This window comes from Photorhabdus hindustanensis (genome assembly GCF_002968995.1).
Lineage (GTDB): Bacteria > Pseudomonadota > Gammaproteobacteria > Enterobacterales > Enterobacteriaceae > Photorhabdus > Photorhabdus akhurstii.
Genome location: NZ_PUWT01000029.1, coordinates 60508 through 85715 on the forward strand (window position 1 = coordinate 60508; position 25208 = coordinate 85715).

A 25208-nucleotide genomic window follows, 5' to 3' on the forward strand; every position below is an offset into this window, starting at 1 on the left:
AATACATGACGTTGCAGACTTGGAAAAAATACCGAGTCATACTAAATCGGATTGATAATTCAAAAATACCAGAGATTGATTGACCAAATCTACCATTATAATTACTAAAAAGGCCGGGAACAGAAGAACACTCGGCCTAACAATTTTATTTATTTGTATTAGATGATTCATTAAGTTCCTTGGGAGATAGTCCTCGTTGATAAATTATCCCAGTATCACTACATCATCTTTTAAGAGCATATAAAAAATATCAAATCAGACCCGATATGATTATGACACACGAATAAGTTACCTAGAAAAATAAGTTGTCAGTGAAATATTCACAACTCATTAATTTGATTGGTGGGTTGTCGGGGGCTCGAACCCCGGACCAATTGATTAAGAGTCAACTGCTCTGCCGACTGAGCTAACAACCCAATACGAGTAATTATTCCTCTATACAAAGCTGTCGTCAATATATTATAGCCACTTTTTTCCGAACGAATAATTCATACTCAATTCCAACAGCATTAACAAGTTAAATTGTAACCAATTTGTTTTTAAAGTGAGATCAGGCTGTTATTACTATAGTAATCTGTGTCACAATATTTTTCGCAAACATCATCATATAAAGGCCACTTAAAGAGCCGTAACAATTTACCGAAGAAAATATTGGATACTACATACTATGGCAGAAAATATACACACCTCACTTTCCGCTAAAACCGGGGAAACGCAGTTGCAACGCAATCTAAGCAACCGGCATATACAACTTATCGCTATTGGCGGCGCCATCGGCACGGGTCTGTTTATGGGATCAGGGAAAACAATCTCTCTCGCCGGACCATCGATCATATTCGTTTATATGATTATCGGTTTCATGCTGTTCTTCGTGATGCGAGCAATGGGTGAACTATTGCTTTCGAACCTGAATTATAAATCATTCAGTGATTTTTCCGCTGATTTACTCGGGCCTTGGGCAGGTTTTTTCGTCGGCTGGACTTACTGGTTCTGTTGGGTCATTACCGGTATCGCCGATGTGGTCGCTATCACGTCCTATATCAGCTATTGGCAACCGGATTTTCCACAATGGCTCACTTCCCTACTCTGCGTTTCACTATTGCTCTCCCTGAATCTGGCTACAGTGAAATTATTCGGAGAAATGGAATTCTGGTTCGCCATGATAAAAATCGTTGCCATTATCGCTTTAATCGCGACAGGTGCTGCTCTGATTGGCATGCATTTTCAATCTCCAGCCGGTCATACCGCTTCACTGGCAAATATATGGAATGATGGCGGATTCTTTCCCAAAGGATTAAGCGGATTTTTTGCCGGATTTCAGATAGCCATATTCGCCTTTGTGGGTATTGAATTAGTGGGCACTGCCGCCGCAGAAACTAAAGATCCAATGAAATCCCTTCCCAGAGCCATTAATGCCATTCCGATTCGTATTATCACCTTCTACGTGCTGGCGCTGATAATTATTATGTCAGTCACACCGTGGCGTTCAATCATTGCAGACAAAAGTCCTTTTGTTGAGCTGTTTGTTCTCATCGGTTTACCCGCAGCCGCCAGTATCGTGAACTTTGTGGTATTAACCTCTGCCGCCTCTTCAGCTAACAGTGGTGTTTTCTCCACCAGCCGTATGTTATTTGGGTTAGCAAAAGAAGGCGATGCGCCACAACAATTCAGCCGCCTTTCACGCCGTTCCGTACCTGCATCGGGGTTAATTTTCACCTGTTTATGTTTGTCCTGTGGTGTGGTGCTGATTTATTTAATTCCTGATGTTATGCATGTATTTACCTTAGTAACCACCGTTTCAGCCATTCTGTTTATGTTTATCTGGAGTATGATCCTATGCTCATATCTGGTTTACCGGAAACGTCGCCCGGCATTACATAAGGCTTCAACCTATAAAATGCCATTGGGTATTATCATGTCATGGGTCTGTCTGGCATTTTTTGCATTTGTTCTGATATTACTCACTTTACGAGATGATACCCGTCAGGCATTAATCATCACGCCTATCTGGTTTATGGTTTTAATTATCGGTTTTCAAGTTGTAAAAAAACGTAGAACACGTTTGTACAGCTAACTTATTCAAATCCTTAATATCTATATGACCTGTTGGAATAATACTCCACAGGTCTTTTTTATTGCTGCAAGCTGAAAAATTAACACTACACTTAACTCTATCGGTTAAGAAAATCTTCCTTATAAAAGCATTAGGCAATTTTCATAACATGATCATTTCACCTTATTCCATCAATAATATTGATGAATTTAAATAACAGGCTGCCGTTATTGTAAACTTCGCAGCCACTTTTTAACCTTGTAGGAGAAAGTAATATGACTAAAATTCTTGTGCTTTATTATTCCATGTATGGTCATATTGAAGCGCTGGCATCCGCAGTGGCAGAAGGCGCTAAAAAAGTCGCTGACGTAGAAGTCACGATTAAACGCGTGCCAGAAACCATCCCACCAGAAGCATTTACCAAAGCAGGTGGTAAAGTAGATCAATCTGCTCCGGTTGCATCCGTACAAGAGCTGGTTGATTATGATGCCATAATTATCGGCACCCCAACCCGCTTTGGTAATATGGCCGGCCAAATGAGAAACTTTCTAGATCAGACCGGCGGCCTGTGGGTCGAAGGTAAACTGTACGGCAAAGTCGCTAGCGTCTTCACTTCCACAGGCGTTGGCGGTGGTCAGGAGATGACGATTACTTCAACCTGGACAACACTCGCCCACCACGGCTTTATTATTGTACCGATTGGTTATGGTATTCCTGAAATTGGCGATATCTCGCAGATGCAAGGAGGAACACCCTACGGCGCCAGTACTATTGCTAACGGTGATGGTTCTCGCATCCCCAATGAAAATGAATTGAAGATCGCTCGTTATCAAGGTGAGCATGTAGCGAAGATCGCTAAAAAACTGAAAGATTAACATGATACGAAGGCGAAGCGACTGAGCTGACGCGCCAGACTCTGGAGGTAAGGCTTACTGATGCGATGCATAAACCCACTTTCCGGATCGGTTGTGCTCACCTTCGTCTTTTTCTGCCGCCCCTTTATAGCTGACTTGAATATATCGAATTCAAATATCCAAACAGTTTACTCTTGAATTTAATATGACTTTCGAAAAAAACCATTATTTTTCAATATAAGGTTGTTTATTCATGCTTATATTCTTATTATTGAAATTGATATCATTATATTGTCAATATACATATTAAAATAGTGACCAAGTGGATAATTCGCTTTTTAATATTGACACAAAAACATCACCATTTAATAAGACCTTAACTTAAATCACATAAATATAATAATTTTCGATCTAATATCCCTCCAAATAAATGATATCGGTAATATCAAAATAAGAGGGCAGATCATGAAGGCATTAGTATTAGAAAAGGCAGGTCAGATTTCAATTCAAGACTGGGAAGCCCCCGAAATAGTGGGTGAAAATGATGTTGAGATAAAAATTCATTCGGTGGGAATTTGCGGCAGCGATGTGCATTATTACCAATACGGGCGTATTGGGCCATTTGTTGTCGAAAAACCGATGATCCTCGGGCACGAAGCATCAGGCATCATCACAGCAGTAGGTAAAAATGTGACTCACCTAAAAACTGGCGATCGTGTCTGTATGGAACCTGGCATTCCTAATCTGCAATCACCACAATCACGGGCAGGTATTTATAACTTAGATCCAGAAATCCGTTTCTGGGCGACGCCCCCTATTGATGGCTGCTTACGAGAAAGAGTTATTCACCCAGCGGCATTTACGTTCAAATTACCTGATAATGTCAGTTTTGCCGAAGGTGCAATGGTTGAACCATTATCTATCGGTATGCAAGCAGCCACAAAAGCAGAAATTAAACCTGGAGATATCGCATTAGTTGTTGGTGCCGGCACGATCGGAATTGTTACCGCACTTGCTGCATTAGCCGGTGGTTGTTCTGATGTCATTATTTGTGATGTGTTCGATGAAAAACTAGAAATTGCAAAGCAGTACCCAGGTCTCCACCCTGTTAATAACAAAGTACTTGCTGAGAAAGTTAACGCATTAACCGATGGTAATGGCGTCAATATTCTCTTTGAATGTAGTGGCGCAAAACCGGTCATTGCCACTATTTCAGAACATATTGCACCAGGAGGAATAGCTGTTCTGGTCGGTATGCCTATTGATCCAGCGCCACTTGATATTGTCTCTGCTCAAGCTAAAGAGATCACATTCAAAACTATTTTCCGCTACGCAAATATGTATCCTCGTACTATCCGTTTACTGAGTTCTGGCAAGCTCAAAGTAACCCCCTTATTATCCGCAACCTATAAATTTAAAGACAGCGTTCAAGCTTATGAACGAGCCGCAGAGGGTCGCCCGACAGATATCAAAATTATGTTGGAAATGGAGTAACGCATGGCGCTCTACGCTGGTATCGATTGCGGTACACAAAGTACTAAAGTCATTATTGTCGATAGCCAAAAAGCGCATATTTTGGGGGAAGGCAGCTCGCCTCATCCAATAATTAGCGACTCAAACGGCCATCGTGAACAACAGGTTCACTGGTGGACAGAGGCATTGGAGAGTGCCTTTTCTCAAGCGATTGAGCAAGCAGGAATTTCTGGTACAGAAATTGTCGCTCTTGCCGTATCAGGTCAACAACACGGTTTTGTTCCTCTGGATGCAGAAGGCCATGTTTTAGCACCGGTAAAACTGTGGTGCGACACTGAAACAGCAGTCGAAAATCAGGAAATTATTGATGCACTCGGTGGTACGCAAGCTGCTTTAGCACAACTCGGATTAATGCCGCAAACAGGTTATACTGCGTCTAAAATTCTTTGGTTCAAAAAATACCATCCTGAATTATGGGAAAAGCTGGATACCGTTTTATTACCTCATGATTATCTCAATTATTGGCTAACAGGCAGATTAGTCGCCGAATATGGTGATGCTTCAGGAACCGGATTACTGAATATTCGTAAACGCGAATGGGATAACCAAACTGCCCAATTAATTGATCCGGATGGCCGTCTTTGGCATGCATTGCCTGAATTGGTTTCCGCTGAGACCTGTATTGGCACAGTAAGGCCCGAAATAGCAAGAAGATTAGGGCTTTCACCGACAACCAAAGTTGCGTCTGGCGGGGGCGATAATATGATGGCTGCAATTGGAACGGGCAATATCATTCCCGGCATCACGACCATGAGTTTAGGCACCTCTGGCACCCTATTCACTTACTCTGACAAACCAATTGTCGCTGATTCTGGAATGATCGCGGGTTTCTGCTCCTCTAATAATGGATGGCTACCATTGATTTGCACGATGAATGTGACTTCAACAACAACCACTATTCAGAAGCTGTTTAATATGGATATTCAGGCTTTTAATGACACATTGAACCAGAGTAAACCCGGTGCTAATAGTTTGATGATGCTACCGTTTTTTAATGGTGAACGTGTCCCGCCACTTCCCCACGCTAAAGCGAGCCTCCATAACTTGGATACTAGCAATATGAATCAACAAAATTTCATTTTGGCGGCAGTTGAAAGCGCCACCTACGGGCTACGTTTTGGTATTGAATTATTTCGCAAACAAGGGATTGAAATTAATGAGATCCGTTTGACCGGCGGTGGCGCTCGCAGCAAAAAATGGCGACAAATTGTGGCTGATGTCATGAATACGCCGGTTATTTGCGCCACTAATCAAGAAGCTGCCGCCCTAGGTGCTGCTATTCAAGCGATGTGGTGTGACACCTTGACAGAAAAGAAAGATAAACAAGCGCAGCTCGCTCACCTTTGCCAACGTTTTGTTCATCTTGATGAAGAAACCCGCACCGTTCCAACCCCCGAAACAGTCGCATTATATGACGTGCTTTATCAAGATTATTTATCTCTGCTTACTACTGAATATCCAGAGGTGAAAATATGAAACATTGGCCGACGATAATTCTCCTAATGAATGACTCAAAGTTACCGGCATCCAATAATTTTTCATGATGAAAAAAACAAACCTCGTTATTTTAAACGAGGTTTGTTAGTGGTCTGGTGAAGGCATTTCGCCTTCACACTTTTTTACCTTTATTTCAATACGTTATCTCAATTCATTTAGTCTTGTATTGCGCCTCAGCATCAATAAAACGCTGTTGCGCTGTTCTGCTCGGCGCTTTACCCAACAGACTCACAACCACGATCGCAATAGAAGCTAAGATAAAGCCAGGAATAATTTCATACAACGCAAACCATTGGTACTTCATCCATACCAATACCGTAACGGCCCCTACCAACATCCCCGCTAATGCGCCATTACGTGTCATACGTTTCCAGATAACAGAAATCAGTACCACTGGGCCGAACGCAGCACCAAATCCAGCCCATGCATTACTAACCAAAGCCAGTACTTTATTGTCTGGATTGGTTGCTATCACCATAGCGATAACCGCCACCAGCAACACCATGAAACGCCCTACCCACACCAACTCTTTCTGGCTGGCAGATTTACGGATAAAGGGTTTGTAAAGATCTTCCGTCAAAGCACTTGCACACACCAGCAACTGACAGCTTAAGGTACTCATCACCGCGGCCAAAATAGCTGAGAGTAAAATGCCTGCTATCCAAGGATTAAACAAAACAACCGCCAATTCCATAAAGATACGCTCACGGTTGGCTGTGACCGGGCCAGACAGTTCAGGATGCATCTCAAAATAAGCAATACCGAAGAAACCGACAGCAATCGTACCTGCCAGACATAACACCATCCAAGTCATACTGATACGACGAGCCTTACGGATAGTATGATGAGAATCTGCCGCCATAAAACGCGCGAGAATATGCGGTTGACCAAAATAACCTAACCCCCAACCCAATAACGAGATAATGGCAATAAAGTTCAACCCCTTAAACATATCTAAATAAGCCGGACTTTTTGCCGCTATCATCGCCAGAGAGGTATCAATGCCGCCTACAGAGAAAATAACGATAATTGGGGTCAAAATAAGCGCAAAGATCATTAATGAAGCCTGAACCGTATCGGTCCAACTGACCGCCAGGAAGCCGCCAAGGAAAGTATAAGCAATCGTTGCGGCTGCACCGAGCCACATGGCTTTCTGATAACTGATACCGAACGTACTTTCAAATAACAATCCTCCGGCAACGACGCCAGAAGCACAATAGATAGTAAAGAAGATCAAAATAACCAACGCAGAAATAATACGTAGGATCTTACTGCTATCGTCAAAACGACTGGTGAAATAGTCCGGCAATGTTAGCGCATTATTATTGACTTCGGTCTGGATTCGTAACCTGCCTGCCACCAATTTCCAGTTCAGGTAAGCGCCTAAAGCAAGACCAATGGCTATCCAGCTTTCTGAAATCCCCGCAAAATAGACTACGCCAGGCAAGCCCATTAATAACCAGCCACTCATATCCGAAGCACCGGCAGACAAAGCCGTTACCACGCTACCTAATCGCCTTCCTCCCAAAATATAATCATCAAAATTTTTGGTTGAACGATAAGCCAAAAAACCTATCAACAACATACCAGTAATGTAGACAATAAAGGTGATTAGCATTGGTGTATTTACTGTCATGCAAGTTCTCCATAGTGTTATCTGTGTTTTGCAAATCCGCAGTTCTCCTGGGTACACAGAGTTTTCCCTGTCAGGTTCAGGAACGTTGCACCTGATTGCACCTAAAAATGGTCCATAATTCTAAATTGAAATAATTATTTTTGTAACCAATTAGAAAGTTACAGTGAATCCTAGATTAGCATCAGGTAATTTAACAACTAATTAACGCCATTTTTTACAAGAAACGTCTACTGAATCACATTTATTTGCTTTAAAAATTATACTTTTTAACCATTTCAGGGTTACACCCCTATATTTCACTACAAAATATTAAACCAATGTGTATCAATCAAATAAAGTCACAAAAATAAATATATCCACCTAATTATAATAACTAGATTAATTTCACAAAAATAAAACAAGCGATTCTCATAAGGTTGCACAAAGTTGCAACATGTCAGATATTATCATGCAATTTTAGATAAACCTTACCTATTAAGGAGCAAGGATGGGTAGTACAACAATGGGCGTGAAGCTTGATGAAGCAACGCGCGATCGCATTAAAGCTGCTGCACAACGGATTGACCGCACTCCACATTGGCTAATTAAACAAGCTATTTTTAATTACCTTGAACGTCTTGAAAATGATGAACAGATCGCTGAACTCTCTGCTAATCAAGATATTAAAGAAGAGAAGATAATCGCCGAAGAAACGGCACCAGATTCTGCTCATCAACCTTTCCTCGACTTCGCAGAGCATATCCTGCCTCAATCAGTAAAACGTTCCGCAATTACTGCGGCCTATCGCCTGCCAGAAACACAAGCAGTTCCCATGTTGCTACAACAGGCGCAATTACCAGAAGATCAGGCACAAGCAACTCATAAGCTGGCTTACAGCATTGCAGAAAAACTGCGTAACCAAAAAAACAGCATTGGTCGTTCAGGTCTGGTTCAAGGGTTATTACAGGAATTCTCGCTCTCATCTCAGGAAGGCGTTGCGCTAATGTGTCTTGCGGAAGCCTTGCTCCGTATTCCTGATAAAGCCACTCGCGATGCGCTAATCCGCGACAAAATCAGTAACGGCAACTGGCATTCCCATCTGGGCCAAAGTTCATCCATGTTTGTCAATGCAGCAACCTGGGGGCTGCTGTTTACCGGCAAACTGGTTTCTACCCACAACGAAGCCAAACTCTCCAATTCGCTGAATCGCATTATCAGTAAGAGCGGCGAACCATTAGTGCGTAAAGGCGTAGATATGGCAATGCGCCTGATGGGTGAACAGTTTGTTACCGGAGAAACCATCGCTCAAGCGCTGGCAAGTGCACGTAAGCTGGAAGAAAAAGGGTTCCGTTACTCCTATGACATGCTAGGTGAAGCCGCTTTAACTGAGGAAGATGCTCAGAATTATATGGTTTCCTATCAACAAGCGATTCATGCTATCGGGAAAGCATCTAATGGCCGCGGCATTTATGAAGGACCGGGAATTTCCATTAAGCTTTCAGCCCTGCATCCGCGTTATAGCCGTGCTCAATATGAACGCGTTATGAACGAGCTATATCCACGCCTGCTTTCCCTGACATTACAGGCACGCCAATATGATGTTGGTATCAATATTGATGCCGAAGAAGCCGATCGTCTGGAAATTTCCCTCGATTTGTTGGAAAAACTCTGTTTTGAACCACAACTGGCTGGCTGGAATGGCATTGGTTTCGTTATTCAGGCTTATCAAAAGCGCTGTCCCTTTGTTATCGATGCGGTCATTGACTTAGCACAACGCAGCCGCCGTCGGTTGATGGTGAGACTGGTAAAAGGCGCTTACTGGGATAGCGAAATTAAACGCGCTCAAATCGATGGGCTGGAAGGCTATCCGGTTTACACCCGCAAAGTTTATACTGACGTTTCTTATCTGGCTTGCGCCCGCAAATTATTGTCAGTACCCAATCTGGTTTATCCTCAGTTCGCTACCCATAACGCTCATACTTTAGCTGCCGTTTATCATATGGCCGGCCAAAACTATTATCCTGGTCAATATGAGTTCCAGTGTCTGCATGGCATGGGGGAACCCTTGTATGAACAAGTGGTAGGAAAAATCGCTGATGGTAAATTAAACCGTCCATGCCGTATTTATGCACCAGTAGGCACTCACGAAACACTGTTGGCTTACCTGGTCCGTCGCCTGTTGGAGAACGGCGCTAACACCTCCTTCGTCAACCGTATCGCCGATACCACATTACCACTGGATGAACTGGTCGCTGATCCGGTGAAAAAGGTTCAGAAGCTGGCCGAAACCGAAGGTCAAATCGGTCTTCCACATCCGAAAATTCATCTGCCTCACAATCTGTATGGCAAAGATCGCGCAAACTCAGCCGGTCTGGATCTTGCCAACGAACATCGTCTGGCATCTCTTTCCAGCGCGCTATTAAGTTCTGCCACCGAAGAACAATATAGCGAGCCACTACTAGGCGGTAGTTATCACCATCAAGGTGAGTTACCGGCCGCTAAACCAGTTATTAACCCGGCAGCACCTTCGGATATTGTCGGCTATGTTCGTGAAACCACTGAACAGGAAGTCGGTCATGCGCTGGATGTCGCAACAGAAGCCGGCGCAATCTGGTTTGCGACGCCACCATCAGAACGAGCTGCTATTCTGGTTCGCGCTGCGGAATTGATGGAAAACCAGCTGCAACCGCTATTAGGTATTTTGGTTCGGGAGGCCGGCAAAACCTTTAATAATGCGATTGCCGAGGTACGCGAGGCGGTCGATTTTCTCTATTACTATGCGGGACAAGTTCGTCATGATTTCGCTAATGATACCCATCGTCCACTGGGGCCGGTTGTCTGTATCAGCCCGTGGAATTTCCCATTAGCCATTTTTACCGGGCAGATAGCGGCTGCATTGGCTGCCGGTAACAGTGTATTAGCAAAACCTGCGGAGCAAACCCCATTAATTGCGGCAACGGCAGTCAAAATACTGCATCAAGCAGGTATTCCCCACGATGCATTGCAATTATTACCTGGCCGAGGTGAAACCGTTGGTTCTCTTCTGGTGGGAGATGAGAGAGTACGCGGCGTGATGTTTACCGGCTCCACCGAAGTGGCTAGTCTGTTACAACGTAATATTGCCGGAAGACTCGATGCACAAGGGCGCCCAACCCCTCTGATTGCCGAAACCGGTGGTCTGAACGCCATGATTGTCGATTCTTCCGCGCTGACAGAACAAGTTGTTACTGATGTGGTCGCCTCTGCTTTTGACAGTGCCGGTCAACGTTGTTCTGCCTTACGTATCCTCTGTATTCAAGATGATGTGGCAGAAAGAACCCTCACCATGCTGAAAGGCGCCATGTCTGAATGCCGGATGGGTAATCCTGAACGCCTGTCTACCGATATCGGCCCGGTCATTGACGCGGAAGCCAAAGCCGGCATTGATCGCCATATTCAAACAATGCGTACCAAAGGACGCACGATTTATCAGGCAGCCCAAGATAATGTGGTTGACAATCAAGAGTGGGATCAAGGCACTTTCGTTAAACCGACACTGATTGAATTGGAAAATTTCAATGAATTAAAACAAGAGATTTTCGGCCCGGTTCTACATGTTGTCCGTTTTAAACGTAACGAGCTGGATAAATTGCTGGATCAGATTAATAACTCCAACTATGGTCTGACCCTGGGCGTCCATACCCGTATTGATGAAACGATTGCACAAGTTACCGCCAAAGCGAAAGTCGGCAATTTGTATGTTAACCGCAACATGGTAGGCGCTGTTGTTGGCGTGCAACCGTTCGGTGGTGAAGGCTTATCCGGTACCGGGCCGAAAGCAGGCGGCCCGCTCTATTTGTACCGTCTGCTCTCTTGCCGCCCTCAAAACGCGATCAACCAAACATTGGAGCGTCAGGATGCTGAATATCCACTGGATGCCAATGTCCGTTCAGTACTGACGACCCCTTTTGACGCATTGACAGAATGGGCGACCAAGCAGCACAACGAAGAGCTAAATCAGTTGATTCAACAATATAAACTACTGGCGCAAGGTGGTACCACCCGCCTGTTGCCGGGGCCGACCGGCGAACGCAATACTTATACCCTGTTACCTCGTGGTCAGGTGTTGTGTCTGGCGGATAATCAACAGGATACATTCATTCAACTGGCAGCAACATTATCTGTGGGCTGTCAGTTACTATGGCAAAATGATGAACTACATCAGCAACTGTTTCGTCAATTGCCAGATAGCGTCCGTAAATCAATCAATTTGGTTCAGGACTGGCAAAGTGAAGATACGGTATTCGAAGCGGTTATTTACCACGGCGATTCTGATCAATTGCGCCAAGTTTGCGAACAAATCGCTCAACGTAAAGGCGTTATCATTTCCGTACAAGGTTTTGCCCGTGGAGAAACTAATCTGCTGTTAGAACGTCTGCTACATGAACGCTCACTGAGCATTAACACTGCGGCGGCGGGAGGCAATGCCAGCCTGATGACTATCGGTTAATTTCGGCTGTAGCTAAGGGGAGCACATCAAAAATGTGTTCCCCAAGAATCTAAGCTTAATCACCGGTTGTTTGCCCACGGTCCATTACTATTTCAGATATTCCTTTAGTCATATTTCTTTATTCATATTTCTTTATTCATATAGTATTCATCTATCAGTTCACCATTTATAAATAATGAGCCAGTTCTGATGCCAGAAAAAATAAAACCTGATGACAAATACCGCTTTATTGCCAATGTATTTTTTATTGCAACGGTTAATTCAAGTCTGCTAACTCCATTTTTCCGGGACCAATCTTGCGCTTTGTCGAGTAGATTTCTCGCTATACCTTTGTTTCTATATTCTTTTTTTACTCCAAGAACAATAGAACCCAGATGCCTGTTTCTATTACACACTCCTCTAGATATAACAATAAATCCAACAATACTTTTGTTATCTTCACATATTAACATTTGCCTGTCTTTTCCGAATCCTTTTATTATATCCGCCTGTTCTTCAACGCTTGTTTTTCTTTCCCCCGGCTCAAGTAACATAAATTCCGATGTGTTATCCAAATCATTTAAAAAGACAACCAGACTGTTTGCATCTTCTACGTTAACTTCTCTAAAAATAAATATTTCTTTTTCCATAGCGAATACCATATTAATGAAATTAACATATACAAAAGTCAATAAGATTTAAGATGATGTTAGGCTAATTAATGGTGAGACAACTGAAAAGATAACAAGGCAAAATAAGTTGGTACCTATCGTGATATTTAAAATAATTTCCTTTATCACCTCCAAAACCCAACTCAATGAAATAAAAACAAAAAATCTCATGGGAAATAGGCAATCCGCAACCATTATATAAAAAAATAATTAATCCTATTATCGTCCCTGTTATTAAAAGCCAAGATTGTATTATATTATTATCTCTTCTTTGTCGCTTTTATCAAAATAAGTCCATTGGCTTGCTGAGAAGATTAATAAATCATTCATCATCTCATCTGTAAGAGATTTTTATTTTCACATCTGAAAGATAAAAAATATGCAAATATTCTCCAATCGAGATGATATCTCCTTTTGTTTGCCTAACGTATAAACTCTTCTACACGCCCAGACGGGCAATTAAACCGAATTAATGAAGAAAATGAGTTGCATGATTATGCATAATGAAAACAACCTCGTTATTTTTAACGTGGCTTGTCAGCGGTCTAAGGGGAACACACCAAAATGTGTTCCCCCAAAATTAATCATCTCTTTGCTGTTTATATTTCCAGCTTAGTGACCGCCCTGTTGCCAGCTCAAATACTGTTCATACTTGCGCAAGGCAATGTTGTAGTTACTGAATGCCGACTGTGACAGCTTTTCACTCAGTTTTTCCTGAATTTTCTCTGTTGTGAACTCTTTTACAGGGTAATTGCTTGAAGTGAGCAATTCATCCAAACGTCGTAAACGAACCACATACTCACGAACAGTACTATGACTCATTTCAGTCTGTTCAAACAGGTACTGTTTGAACGACATGATGTCAAAATAATCTGTCTCGCTATTGCAATAAATCTCACTGCAAAAACGACATAACGCGACAAATTTATCTTGCAGCTCATCCCAAGTCTTGTCATCAATCAACTCCGTCATCTCGGAGATGGACTCTTTGTTGATCACTTGGCCATTAAAAACCAAAGAGATACGGTCAAGAGCTTTGTGACAATGCAAGCAATGAGTTTGACTATGTTTGTAGTCTTTAATGTAACGGCTGAGCGGCCGTTTCTTTTGTGTTGTAACAGACATAAGAGATAAGCCCTGTGTGTAGTCTTAAACAAAAAACAAATAAGCAAAAAAGTTACTTTTCCGGATTTAAGCGTGCCCGCAAGCGTTTAATCGCCTGGCTGTGTAGCTGACTTATACGGGACTCCCCGACTTCAAGTACTGCGCCAATCTCTTTCAGATTAAGTTCTTCCTGATAATACAGCGTCAGAACCATTTTTTCTCGCTCAGGTAACGAATCAATAGCTTCAATTACCCGTTGACGAACGTCACTCTCCAGCAATTGTTGTAAGGGATTAGTTTCATGCCCCTCTTCAATGACAGGTTCACAGCTTTCACCATGAATTTCATGCCATTCGTCATACGAAAACAACTGACTGTTATTCGTATCTAACAGTATCTGCCGATATTCTACCAGATCAATCTTTAATTCTTTAGCAACTTCCTGCTCACTGGCTGGACGGCCTAAGTCTTGCTCAAGTTTACGGATGATTTGCGTCACTTCGCGCGCATTACGGCGCACGCTACGCGGAGCCCAATCACGGCTCCTTAACTCATCCAACATTGCACCTCTGATGCGTTGTACCGCATAAGTGGTAAACGCGGTTCCCTGTAAGGAATCAAAACGTTCCACCGCATTTAGTAAGCCGATTCCCCCGGCTTGAAGTAGATCATCCAGCTCCACACACGCGGGTAACCTAACTTGTAGCCTTAACGCTTCATGGCGAACTAATGGTACGTAGCGCTTCCAGAGGCTGTTTTTGTCCATCACGCCTTCGGCGGTATACAAATCGCTCACAACAACAGACACCTTTGGAAAAAGAGACTAACCATCATTATCCAATCCCCTAACAAGGGCAATCGTTTGAACAATGTAGTAAAAACACTTCTTTTTCACCTATGCGAAATTTATTGTCTGCCTAATAGTATCACAAATTTTAGGCTGTTCCTGATAAACTCCTAAAAAAGAAGGACCGGCGAGCCGATCCTTGATTTTATTTGGATTTTTATGTGAATCAGGTTCACATATTGCCTTAGCCGCGCAGCAGAGACATTACATTCTGAGGAATTTGGTTAGCCTGAGCCAGAACCGCAGTACCCGCTTGTTGCAGAATTTGACCACGGCTCATGTTAGACACTTCGGTCGCATAGTCAGCATCTTCGATACGGCTACGAGCAGAACTCAGGTTGTTAACGGTGTTGTTCAGGTTGTTAACGGTAGATTCCAGACGGTTCTGGATAGCACCCAGAGAACTGCGTAGGCTATCAACTTGTGCCAAAGCCTTGTCCAAAGTTTCCAGAGGCTTTTCTGATGCTTTGGCAGTGATGTCACCCGTTGTTTTTACCTTACCATCAGTTTTGGTAATTTCTGCACTGAAAGATTTTACTTTGCCCTTGTCATCAATACCAGTGACAACGTATTTATCTGCTTCAACTTTACCATCTTTACCAATGGCTTCATAAACTTTCACATTTTTCAGATCTTTAGCAGAAGCATCACCAGAAAAATCAAAATTATGAGTTGTACCTGGTTTTTCTTCAATATTTGGAAGTTCTTTACCTTTTGGAACTTCCGCAGAAACAGTGAATGTTCCCAGTCCCAGAGCTTGTTTGTCGATTTTTTTCAGATCAATATCGATAACTTCGTTATCATTAGCACCAACCTGAATGGTCATTTTGCTATCTTCACGCAAAACACGAACGCCGTTGAACTGAGTTTGTTCAGAAATACGATCAATTTCCTTTAAACGCTCAGTAACTTCTTCCTGGATAGATTTGGTATCACTCGCAGAGTTGGTTTCGTTGCTTGCCTGAACCGTCAGTTCACGAATACGTTGTAAGTTGGTGTTAATTTCGTTCAGCGCACCTTCGGTAGTCTGTGCAATAGAGATACCGTCATTAGCGTTACGTGCCGCCTGAGTCAAACCTCTAACATTTGCAGTGAAACGGTTAGCGATCGCTTGACCAGCCGCGTCATCCTTCGCGCTATTGATACGCAGACCAGAAGACAGACGCTCGATAGCGTTACCCAAAGCACCCTGGGATTTGTTCAAGTTATTCTGAGTCAGCAGGGACAGGCTGTTGGTGTTGATGACTTGTGCCATAGTTAGAGTTCCTTTTTAAAATCAAGTCGATATATAAGTTTGGGGTTTACCCACGGTGTTCATCACCGCCAACAGTTTTATCGGCGCTCCTCAAAGAACCTTTAATTTTTCTTGAAAAAACTTTTTCTTTTTTATCACATATCCCTGATAAGCCAAACAGCGTCGGTTCTTCACGACTATTCCTACCATAGAAAAATTATTTTTATTAGTAAACTTTTCTAAAAACTTACCGATAACCGGTTCAATAAAAATTTACTAATAAAGGAGTCAATAATGGCTAGCATTTCTTCATTAGGCGCCGGATCGGGGATGGATTTGGGCTCCATACTGGATAAACTTCAGGCAGCAGAACAAAAGCGTTTAGTCCCTCTAACACAACAGCAAACCAGTTATAAAGGTAAGCTAACCGCTTTTGGTACGTTAAAAGGCAGTTTAGAAAAGCTGGAAACCGCGTCTGAATCACTGAAAAAGTTCGATAAACTTAACACAACCACTGCCAGCGAAAAACATGATGCATTCGTTGCCAGTACGGATTCTAAAGCCAGCCCAGGTAACTACAGTATTGAAGTTAAACAATTGGCGCAGGCACAATCATTACAGACAAAAGAAGTCAGTAATATCAAAGAGCATATCGGTGAAACTTTGGGCGAAGGTAAAACCCGGACAATTACCATTACTCAGCCTGGCGAAAAAAAGCCGATGAAAATCGAGCTGACAGACGGACAAACATCCATTATTGAGATCCGTGATGCCATTAATAAGCAGGAAGGTAATGTCAACGCCAGTATTATTAAAGCCAAAGATGGCGAAAACTATTTAGTGCTGACGGCCAAAAAAGCGGGCACTGAATCGGTGATGACCATCACTGTTGAAGGTGATAACAAACTTAGCGAGTTTCTAAACTATCCGGGTACAACTAGTAAACTCACTCAAACGGTTGAAGCGAAAAATGCGAAATTGACCGTCAACAAAATCGAAATTGAGCGTCAGACAAACCATATTACCGATGCACCCGAAGGCGTTAAACTGGATCTGAAAAAAACGACTGAGGATAAAGATAAACCAGGGGAACATAAGCCAGAAATACTGGTCATATCCCGTGATATTGAGCCGATGAAAGAGGCGATTAAAAACTGGGTTGATGCTTATAATGAATTACAAACGACATTTGATTCGCTGACCAAATTTAAGCCCGTAAAACAAGGTGAAGAACCGTCGAAAGATAATGGCGCTTTATTAGGTGACAGCACATTACGCGGAATACAGAACCAGCTAAGAAGCCAGATTTTCAGCTCTCAGGCGGCTAATGATATTCCAACCTTGAATAAACTGGGTATTAAACAAAAGCTTGACGGCAAGTTGGAAATTGATAATGAAAAACTGGAAAAAAATCTAAAAGAAAAGCCAGCTAATGTGAAAGCATTTTTTATGGGAGACGGTAAAGAAACGGGTTTTGCCACTCAGACACATAAGCTATTAAAAGATGCTCTGGATAGCCATGAAGGTACTTTAGTTACCGCGACCAATGGCATTAACAAGCGTCTAAAAACCCTTGAGAAACAAGTAGACAGGACGAAAGAGAATATTAACGAAACAATTGAACGTTATAAACGCCAATTTTCACAACTGGATAAAATGGTCTCTTCCTTGAGAAACACCGGTAACTTCTTATTACAGCAAATGAAATAATTAAAGGAAATTATGTATCAACGTTCGGCAAGTCAATTATATGCCCAGATAGATATGGAGAGCGAAATTATGAACGCCTCTCCCTATCAGTTGATTCAGATTTTGTTCAACGGGGCGCTTAGCGCCCTGCGTCGAGCAATTATTCTGATGGAACAAGGTAATATCGCGGAAAAAGGCGCAGCTATTTCCAAAGCGATCAATATCATCGATAATGGCCTCAAACAGGGGTTAGATAATGAAAAAGGTGGAGAGCTGGCACACAATCTCGCTTCCCTTTACGACTATATGACCCAACGTTTACTCCACGCTAATTTACGCAATGATGAGCCAGCCATTACCGAAGTAATAAAGTTACTCACCGAGATTTCAGACGCTTGGCGGCAAATTGGCCCTCATTACAACGCCAGTCAGGATATTGTTTAATGGATAATAAAATGGATCTTTTGTCAGCTTACCAACAGATCCTAAGTTTAAGTGAGCAAATGCTTAATTTAGCTAAAAATGAAAAATGGGATGAACTTGTTGATATGGAAATCACCTACCTCAAAGCAGTAGAAGTGATCAGCCACTCTTCAATATCATCGACGACTTCTCTTTCGTTACAGCAAAAAATGACCAACATTTTGCAGATAATTTTAGATAATGAAAATGAGATTAAAAAACTACTACAGAAAAGACTTGATGAATTAAGTAAACTCATCAAACAAGCAAGCCAACAGCAATTAGTAAATGATAGCTACGGCCAATTCCCTGTTGAACCCTATCATAATACCCTTATGAACTCTACGGAACAAAAGTAATTGAGAAATAAAGGTGATGTACTCTCATCACCATTATTTACCCATTTTGTGAACTTATTTTAGGATGTATTGATTTCAATTCAGATTATAAGAAACCTTGGCAATTAAATAGTGTGTTGCTTTTCGTTCTCAATATCTTATATATCAATGAAAGGTATTTTACATTTCTGACGCAAATGCAAGTATAGAGGTCTTCTATAACCCATTAACTAAAGATCTGACTAAGAGACAGAGCGCTTTCCTGGGTTGAAAAAAATTAGCTATATAAGTTAATCAGACCAATTACAATGAAAAAGATATGTTTTATTTGGCTGTTTTAGTAAGTTACCAAGCCTTGTAGCCTCACGACCTTCATAATAAATCCAATTATAAGCTCCATCTGATTCCACTCGGCGACCAAGATTATATTCTTGCCCATCAACTTTAATTATTAATTTTTTATCCAGAATATTCTTTAGATAATCTTCATAACCAATCTCAGGGACTAATAATATACTAAACATATCTCCTCTTACATATATGTTTTCACCCCACTGAACCAAATCAATATTTCTAATATTAATATGATTTTCAACGATGGATAACTTACCAGCTGATTGGTTAGCTCCCCACCATGGAGGACCAAAAACACCGCTAGCCACATCGAAAACCAACATATCACCGGCGGTGCTAGAACTTAACAATTCCCAATCACAAGCCATCATATCTTCTTGCGTTGGCTGCCACGGTACAAAATTACCGTGCTCATTGCGCAGATCAATATGCGTCAAATAATCATATTTAGTACCAACGGTTACACCATCAACAGCGTAAGCACTGCCTTCTTCCACTGTTAAATCATTCACACGAGGAGCAATAGCCAAATACATCTTTTTATCACTCCAAACGGAACGAGAAACAAGTTTGCGTAGCTTTAATTGAATCAAAGCCCAAGAAAAAGAACCGACCGGAGCGACAACACTATGACATTCATATTGCTTAGGATCAAACGGACATTCATTTTCAGGTTTCATAACTTCAGACATATTATTTCCTTATATCTATAAATAATTAAAAATTAAACCACATGATTTAACCTTTAATCTATTATTAAACATTCAGTAAATTTTTATGAATTAATTCAACCGGCATAAAACTAAGATTCAATTATAACAGGATATACCGCTCATTTTCCTTATCGTTTTTTGATACTTATCAATAAGTTAAAATTAACCTCAGAAATTAGAGTTGAAAGTTATTATTCGAAACCGTGACACCTTAAATATTTTATTGATAATGAATTTTACTACTTTCCCAGGAAGGATTAACTAAGGAATAACAAAATGGGCAGCGCTGAAATGTGGACAAAAATGCAATCTCAACACAAAAGACCAGAAATAAAACCGATGGAATATCCTGTTTGCAGCGCCGCGGAATTTATCCACGACACTCGCGATCTGTCTTAAACTATAGACATCAATAGCTTAATATACCTACACCTGCATATTCATAATCTCCTGATAAGAAGCCACCAGCTTATTTCTTACCTGGACGCCCATTTGCAAAGCAATACTGGATTTCTGCATCTCCACCATCACATCATTCAATTCAACACCGGGTACACCCAGGGTAAAATCCTGAGTTTGTTTTGTCGCATTTAAACGTGTTTGATTAATTTTACCAATAGCCGCCGTTAGTTGACTGGCAAACCCCCCCTGTAACGGCATGGGTTTTGCGATACTTGCTGCCTGTAGCGCCTGAGCCTGCATCTGTTGCAGCACGCCTTCAATTGCTTGAATTGACATAAAAACCTCGTGTTAAACCACCCTATATCCTACGCAATTCAATGCCATATTAACCCAAGGTTTATACGGCATATTTTCAGACCGCCACCCTAACATAGCCCTCTCGATCTAAAGCGGGTAATTAAAGTAAAAAGTCAGGGCTTATTGTGCCATTAAAAGATGAGTGAACAGCGAATAATGACAAAACTGAAAATAGGAAGAATTTTTTCGCTTGCGTATGGGGAGTCTGTTTTGTTACGCCACGCTTTTAGTATTCATGTTGAACAGCAAGGCAAGGATCGTCTATGAGTGCCGCAACAACCGACGTTGAAAATCAAACTAAAGGTTTCAGTGCTATCATTAACCAGATAAAAGCTGATCCTAAAGTGCCATTATTAGTTGCCGGCAGCGCAGCCGTTGCGATTGTCATTGCCCTTTTCCTGTGGTTACGCAGCCCCGATTATCGGGTGCTTTACAGTAATCTGAGCGATAAAGATGGTGGCGATATTGTCACCCAATTAACCCAATTAAATATCCCTTACCGTTTTGCCGAAAATGGCGCTGCGATCATGATCCCTGCCGAACAGGTGCATGAGACACGGCTAAGATTGGCACAACAAGGGTTGCCTAAAGGTGGGGCCGCGGGATTCGAACTACTCGATAAAGAAAAGTTTGGCATCAGCCAATTTAGTGAGCAAGTTAACTACCAAAGAGCATTGGAAGGTGAACTGTCACGCACCATTGAATCTCTGGGGCCGGTGCAAAACGCCCGTGTTCACCTGGCACTACCAAAACCCTCGCTGTTTGTCCGTGAACAGAAATCGCCCTCAGCGTCCGTTACGGTTGGATTATTGCAAGGCCGTACACTGGATGAAGGTCAGATAAACGCTATCGTCCATATGGTTTCCAGCAGTGTCGCCGGCTTACCGCCGGGCAATGTCACTATCGTTGATCAGGCGGGACGTCTATTGACACAAGCCGACGCCACTGGACGCGATCTGAATACCAGTCAACTGAAATACATTCAGGAAGTGGAAAATCGTTTCCAACATCGTATTGAAGCGATTCTAACTCCGGTTGTTGGTCGTGGGAACGTCCACGCCCAAGTGACGGCGCAGGTGGATTTTTCACGCCGTGAAGAGACGGCGGAAGAATATAAACCTAACCAACCCCCTAATCAGGCTGCGGTTCGCTCAAAACAGTTGAGTGAAAGCGAGCAGAGTGGCGGTTCTCAGGTTGGCGGTATTCCCGGTGCGCTTTCCAATCAACCAAGCCCGCCACCGAGTGCGCCGATTGATAAACCGAATGCCAAAGATGGCAATAAAAACGACAAGAGCGATAAGAAAGCATCATCCGCAAGTAACAGTAACGAGCGCATGGTGAACAATAATCGCAATAATCGCCGTGACGAAACCACAAACTATGAAGTGGATCGGACTATTCGTCATGTGCAACAGCAAGCTGGCGGTGTTGAACGCTTATCCGTCGCCGTTGTCGTTAATTATGTCACGGTGGAAGGCAAAAACGGCCTGGAAACTCAGGCGCTAACCCCTGAACAATTGGCAAAAATAGAAGCGCTGACCAGAGAAGCGATGGGCTTTTCTAAAGAGCGGGGCGACAGCTTGAATGTGGTTAACACGCCATTTACTGAAAGCAAAGAAAATATCGAGGTTATTCCTGTCTGGCAGAACCCAATTCTGCTGGAAAAAGCCTTCGATTTTGGCCGCTACCTGTTATTGATTCTGGTGGCATGGCTGCTGTGGCGCAAAATGGTGGTTCCTCAACTTGCCAAAAAACGCGCCGCAGAAAAAGCCGCCCTTGAAGCACAAAAAGTTCAGAAAAGACAAGTGACTGAATCTAGCGCGGAAATGGATGAAAAAACACGCCAGAAACTGACACGTCAACGAGTCAGTGCTGAAATTCAAAGCCAACGCATTCGCGAACTGGCAGAAAAAGATCCTCGCGTAGTGGCGCTGGTGATCCGTCAATGGATGAGTAACGAACAATGAGCCTGAACGGAACAGAAAAAAGCGCCGTCATGTTAATGACCCTGGGAGAAGATCAAGCGGCCGAGGTGTTTAAACACCTGAACTCCAGGGAAGTCCAGCAACTCAGTATCACAATGGCTGGTATGCGCCAAATCTCTAACCAACAACTGGTGGATGTTTTGGCTGAATTTGAAGAAGATGCCGGTCAGTATGCGGCACTGAGTATCAACGCCAGTGACTATTTACGTTCGGTGTTAATTAAAGCGCTAGGTGAAGAGCGCGCCTCCAGTCTGCTTGAGGATATTCTCGAATCCCGTGAAACCACCACCGGTATTGAGACCCTCAATTTTATGGAACCACAAATGGCAGCCGATATGATCCGTGAAGAGCATCCACAGATTATCGCCACCATTCTGGTTCATTTAAATCGTGGACAGGCAGCCGATATCCTGGCGCTGTTTGATGACAAATTACGCAACGACATCATGCTGCGTATTGCCACTTTCGGTGGCGTACAACCGGCGGCACTGGCTGAACTGACAGAAGTGCTCAATAACCTGTTGGACGGCCAGAATCTCAAGCGCAGCAAAATGGGCGGCATTCGTACTGCGGCTGAAATTATCAACCTGATGAAAAGCCAGCAGGAAGAGAATGTCATCGAAGCTATGCGTGCCTACGACAACGAACTGGCACAAAAAATCATCGATGAAATGTTCCTGTTCGAAAACCTTATCGATGTGGATGACCGCAGTATCCAGCGCCTGTTGCAGGAAATCACCACTGACTCCCTGCTCATTGCACTGAAAGGCTGCAACCAGCAACTGCGCGATCATTTCCTCAACAATATGTCTCAACGTGCCGCAGAGATTATGCGCGATGACCTGGCAAACCGTGGTCCGGTGCGGATGTCGCAAGTGGAGAGCGAACAGAAAGCGATTCTGCTTATTGTTCGTCGTCTGGCAGAAAGCGGCGAGATTATCCTGAATGGTGGCGACGATAGCTATGTCTGATAAGTTAAACAAGGCTGACTGGCAACCCTGGAAACCAAACGAGCTGACACAGTGGGAAAAACTGCGGGCCAAACCAGAACCCGTTGATGACTCACAGCAAGATTCTGAGCGTAATGAAATCCTTGAACAGGCGGCAATGCTGGATAACCTGAAAGAACAGGCTCGACAAGCAGGCCATGAACAGGGATTTACCGAAGGTCAAGCACAAGGTTATGAAAAAGGCTACCAAACCGGCTTAGAGGCCGGTCTGGAACAGGGGCGAAAAGATGCCATTCAGCAGCAGCAACCTATCACCGAGCAGTGGCAAAATCTGCTAGCGGACTTCCAACATTCACTGGAAGGACTGGACACGATCATTGCATCCCGCTTGATGCAACTAGCATTGACCGCCGCAAAACAGATCTTGGGCCAACCGGCGATCTGTGATGGCACTGCCCTGCTCAATCAGATCCGTGAATTTATTCAACAGGAACCAATGTTGAGTGGTAAACCCCAATTGCGGGTTCACCCACAAGATATGCCAATGGTTGAGCAACAATTAGGCAACACACTCTCACTACACGGCTGGCGCTTACTGGCAGATAACAAACTACATCCTGGCGGTTGTAAAATCAGCGCAGAGGAAGGCGATTTAGATGCCAGTCTGGCAACCCGCTGGCATGAGTTATGTAGGCTGGCCGCACCGGGGGAATTGTAATGACAGCAAGACTCGGGCGCTGGCTGGCGACACTGGATGCTTTTGAGAAGAAATTAGCGAAAACTTCGCCGGTTCGTCGTTATGGACGTCTGACCAGAGCGACCGGGCTGGTTATGGAGGCAACAGGTTTACATCTGCCTCTTGGAGCAACCTGCCTGATTGAGCGACAAAATGGCAGCAATATTGAAGAAGTTGAAAGTGAAGTTGTCGGTTTTAATGGCGAAAAACTTTTACTGATGCCGCTTGAAGATCTGGAAGGGATTGTACCCGGCGCCCGGGTATACGCTCGTCCGTACAGTGAAGATTGTGGCAGTGGTCGCCAGTTACCCCTTGGCCCGGAACTGTTAGGACGAGTTTTGGATGGCGCCGGTCGTCCACTGGATGGTTTTCCTTCACCGGATACCGGCTATCGCGCCCCACTCACCACACCGCCAATCAATCCTCTGCAACGTACACCAATCAGTGACGTACTGGATGTCGGCGTGCGAGCAATTAATGCCCTACTGACCGTAGGTCGCGGGCAACGTATGGGATTATTTGCTGGTTCCGGGGTCGGTAAAAGTGTCCTGCTTGGCATGATGGCCCGTTATACACAGGCTGATGTGATTGTCGTTGGTCTGATCGGCGAACGTGGCCGCGAAGTTAAAGACTTTATTGAAAACATCCTTGGCGCTGCTGGCTTAGCCCGTTCAGTGGTTGTCGCCGCACCCGCCGATATCTCGCCTCTGTTGCGTATGCAAGGCGCCTCCTACGCTACCCGTATCGCGGAAGATTTTCGTGATCGGGGTAAACATGTATTGCTGATTATGGATTCATTGACCCGCTACAGCATGGCACAACGTGAAATTGCCCTGGCCATTGGCGAACCTCCGGCAACCAAAGGTTATCCGCCTTCGGTTTTCGCCAAACTGCCGGCACTCGTGGAACGTGCAGGCAATGGGGTGAACGGTGGCGGCTCAATTACCGCGTTTTACACCGTACTCACCGAAGGTGATGATCAGCAAGATCCGATAGCCGATGCTGCCCGAGCAATTCTTGATGGTCACATCGTCCTCTCCCGTTCGCTGGCAGAATCAGGACATTACCCGGCAATTGATATTGAAGCCTCTATCAGCCGCGCGATGACCTCACTCATTGATAAGCAACACTACCGACGGGTACAGCAGTTCAAACAACTACTCGCAAGCTATCAACGTAACCGTGATCTGATTAACGTCGGTGCTTATGCGGCTGGCAGTGATCCGCTACTGGACAAAGCCATTGAGCTTTATCCCTACATGGCACAATTTCTACAACAAGATATTGAAGAACGTAGTGAATATGAAGCGGCCTGTATTCAATTACAACAGTTATTACCTACGTAA

At 43.5% G+C, this 25208-nt stretch carries 21 protein-coding genes and 1 tRNA gene; 14 read left to right on the top strand and 8 right to left on the bottom strand.

What is annotated here, in order from left to right; translation table 11 throughout:
- The first annotated feature begins 5 nt into the window (after positions 1-5).
- Complete coding sequence (locus C6H66_RS26800) at positions 6-83, top strand: tail fiber assembly protein (protein WP_072165119.1); 78 nt, start codon at positions 6-8, stop codon at positions 81-83.
- Positions 84-340: 257 nt separating this feature from the next.
- On the opposite strand, the gene C6H66_RS12155 is transcribed toward C6H66_RS26800, so the two are convergent.
- A tRNA-Lys gene (locus C6H66_RS12155) sits at positions 341-416 on the bottom strand.
- Between the two features lie 251 nt (positions 417-667).
- On the opposite strand from C6H66_RS12155, the gene cycA reads away from it, so the two are divergent.
- The 4 genes from cycA (at position 668) to xylB (ending at position 5916) form a co-directional block, all read left to right on the top strand.
- Positions 668-2074 (top strand): D-serine/D-alanine/glycine transporter, encoded by a 1407-nt coding sequence (gene cycA / locus C6H66_RS12160; protein ID WP_105395729.1) that lies wholly within the window; start codon positions 668-670, stop codon positions 2072-2074.
- A 254-nt stretch (positions 2075-2328) separates the two neighbouring features.
- Positions 2329-2928 carry an NAD(P)H:quinone oxidoreductase gene (gene wrbA / locus C6H66_RS12165; RefSeq protein WP_046395712.1) on the top strand — a complete coding sequence of 200 codons (600 nt, stop codon included), beginning with the start codon at positions 2329-2331 and terminating at the stop codon, positions 2926-2928.
- Between the two features lie 444 nt (positions 2929-3372).
- Complete coding sequence (locus C6H66_RS12170) at positions 3373-4401, top strand: NAD(P)-dependent alcohol dehydrogenase (RefSeq protein ID WP_046395713.1); 1029 nt, start codon at positions 3373-3375, stop codon at positions 4399-4401.
- Positions 4402-4404: 3 nt separating this feature from the next.
- Positions 4405-5916 (top strand): xylulokinase, encoded by a 1512-nt coding sequence (xylB, locus tag C6H66_RS12175; RefSeq protein WP_105395730.1) that lies wholly within the window; start codon positions 4405-4407, stop codon positions 5914-5916.
- A 172-nt stretch (positions 5917-6088) separates the two neighbouring features.
- On the opposite strand, the gene putP is transcribed toward xylB, so the two are convergent.
- Positions 6089-7573 carry a sodium/proline symporter PutP gene (gene putP, locus C6H66_RS12180; protein WP_105395731.1) on the bottom strand — a complete coding sequence of 495 codons (1485 nt, stop codon included), beginning with the start codon at positions 7571-7573 and terminating at the stop codon, positions 6089-6091.
- 487 nt (positions 7574-8060) lie between these two features.
- Between putP and putA the strand changes: the two genes are divergently transcribed.
- Positions 8061-12041 (top strand): trifunctional transcriptional regulator/proline dehydrogenase/L-glutamate gamma-semialdehyde dehydrogenase, encoded by a 3981-nt coding sequence (gene putA, locus C6H66_RS12185; protein ID WP_105395732.1) that lies wholly within the window; start codon positions 8061-8063, stop codon positions 12039-12041.
- A gap of 122 nt (positions 12042-12163) precedes the next feature.
- On the opposite strand, the gene C6H66_RS12190 is transcribed toward putA, so the two are convergent.
- The 4 genes from C6H66_RS12190 to C6H66_RS12205 form a co-directional block, all read right to left on the bottom strand.
- Positions 12164-12670 (bottom strand): GNAT family N-acetyltransferase, encoded by a 507-nt coding sequence (locus tag C6H66_RS12190; protein WP_036807549.1) that lies wholly within the window; start codon positions 12668-12670, stop codon positions 12164-12166.
- A gap of 633 nt (positions 12671-13303) precedes the next feature.
- Positions 13304-13816, bottom strand: a complete 513-nt coding sequence (gene fliZ / locus C6H66_RS12195; RefSeq protein WP_011146218.1) for a flagella biosynthesis regulatory protein FliZ — start codon at positions 13814-13816, stop codon at positions 13304-13306.
- A gap of 52 nt (positions 13817-13868) precedes the next feature.
- Entirely contained in the window at positions 13869-14591 is a 723-nt protein-coding gene (locus C6H66_RS12200) for an RNA polymerase sigma factor FliA (RefSeq protein ID WP_036775524.1), read from the bottom strand.
- Between the two features lie 235 nt (positions 14592-14826).
- The gene (locus C6H66_RS12205; RefSeq protein ID WP_105395733.1) at positions 14827-15897 is read right to left on the bottom strand and encodes a FliC/FljB family flagellin; all 1071 of its coding nucleotides are present in this window, start codon (positions 15895-15897) and stop codon (positions 14827-14829) included.
- 273 nt (positions 15898-16170) lie between these two features.
- Here C6H66_RS12205 and fliD point away from each other — a divergent pair, with 273 nt between their 5' ends.
- From fliD to fliT, 3 genes are read left to right on the top strand one after another with little or no spacing between them, the layout of a single operon-like run.
- Entirely contained in the window at positions 16171-17586 is a 1416-nt protein-coding gene (gene fliD, locus C6H66_RS12210) for a flagellar filament capping protein FliD (protein WP_105395734.1), read from the top strand.
- Between the two features lie 12 nt (positions 17587-17598).
- The gene (fliS, locus tag C6H66_RS12215; RefSeq protein WP_036807537.1) at positions 17599-18009 is read left to right on the top strand and encodes a flagellar export chaperone FliS; all 411 of its coding nucleotides are present in this window, start codon (positions 17599-17601) and stop codon (positions 18007-18009) included.
- Positions 18009-18386: a flagella biosynthesis regulatory protein FliT gene (fliT, locus tag C6H66_RS12220; protein WP_036807533.1), complete on the top strand. Its 378-nt coding sequence runs from the start codon at positions 18009-18011 to the stop codon at positions 18384-18386. Before fliS ends, fliT begins: the two co-directional genes overlap by 1 nt.
- Before the next feature lie 269 nt (positions 18387-18655).
- On the opposite strand, the gene C6H66_RS12225 is transcribed toward fliT, so the two are convergent.
- Complete coding sequence (locus C6H66_RS12225) at positions 18656-19411, bottom strand: DUF2829 domain-containing protein (RefSeq protein ID WP_105395735.1); 756 nt, start codon at positions 19409-19411, stop codon at positions 18656-18658.
- A 297-nt stretch (positions 19412-19708) separates the two neighbouring features.
- Between C6H66_RS12225 and C6H66_RS26375 the strand changes: the two genes are divergently transcribed.
- The gene (locus C6H66_RS26375; RefSeq protein ID WP_219847617.1) at positions 19709-19831 is read left to right on the top strand and encodes a type II toxin-antitoxin system MqsA family antitoxin; all 123 of its coding nucleotides are present in this window, start codon (positions 19709-19711) and stop codon (positions 19829-19831) included.
- 27 nt (positions 19832-19858) lie between these two features.
- On the opposite strand, the gene fliE is transcribed toward C6H66_RS26375, so the two are convergent.
- A complete protein-coding gene (fliE, locus tag C6H66_RS12235) occupies positions 19859-20170 on the bottom strand; it encodes a flagellar hook-basal body complex protein FliE (protein WP_046395721.1) in 312 nt (103 codons plus the stop codon).
- Positions 20171-20454: 284 nt separating this feature from the next.
- Here fliE and fliF point away from each other — a divergent pair, with 284 nt between their 5' ends.
- Genes fliF through fliI form a run of 4 tightly spaced genes read left to right on the top strand, consistent with a single transcriptional unit; the run spans position 20455 to position 25208 of the window.
- The gene (fliF, locus tag C6H66_RS12240) at positions 20455-22158 is read left to right on the top strand and encodes a flagellar basal-body MS-ring/collar protein FliF (protein ID WP_105395736.1); all 1704 of its coding nucleotides are present in this window, start codon (positions 20455-20457) and stop codon (positions 22156-22158) included.
- Positions 22155-23147: a flagellar motor switch protein FliG gene (gene fliG / locus C6H66_RS12245; RefSeq protein ID WP_036783277.1), complete on the top strand. Its 993-nt coding sequence runs from the start codon at positions 22155-22157 to the stop codon at positions 23145-23147. The genes fliF and fliG overlap by 4 nt, the downstream gene beginning before the upstream one ends.
- A complete protein-coding gene (gene fliH, locus C6H66_RS12250) occupies positions 23140-23844 on the top strand; it encodes a flagellar assembly protein FliH (protein WP_105395737.1) in 705 nt (234 codons plus the stop codon). The genes fliG and fliH overlap by 8 nt, the downstream gene beginning before the upstream one ends.
- The gene (gene fliI / locus C6H66_RS12255; RefSeq protein ID WP_036783283.1) at positions 23844-25208 is read left to right on the top strand and encodes a flagellar protein export ATPase FliI; all 1365 of its coding nucleotides are present in this window, start codon (positions 23844-23846) and stop codon (positions 25206-25208) included. The genes fliH and fliI overlap by 1 nt, the downstream gene beginning before the upstream one ends.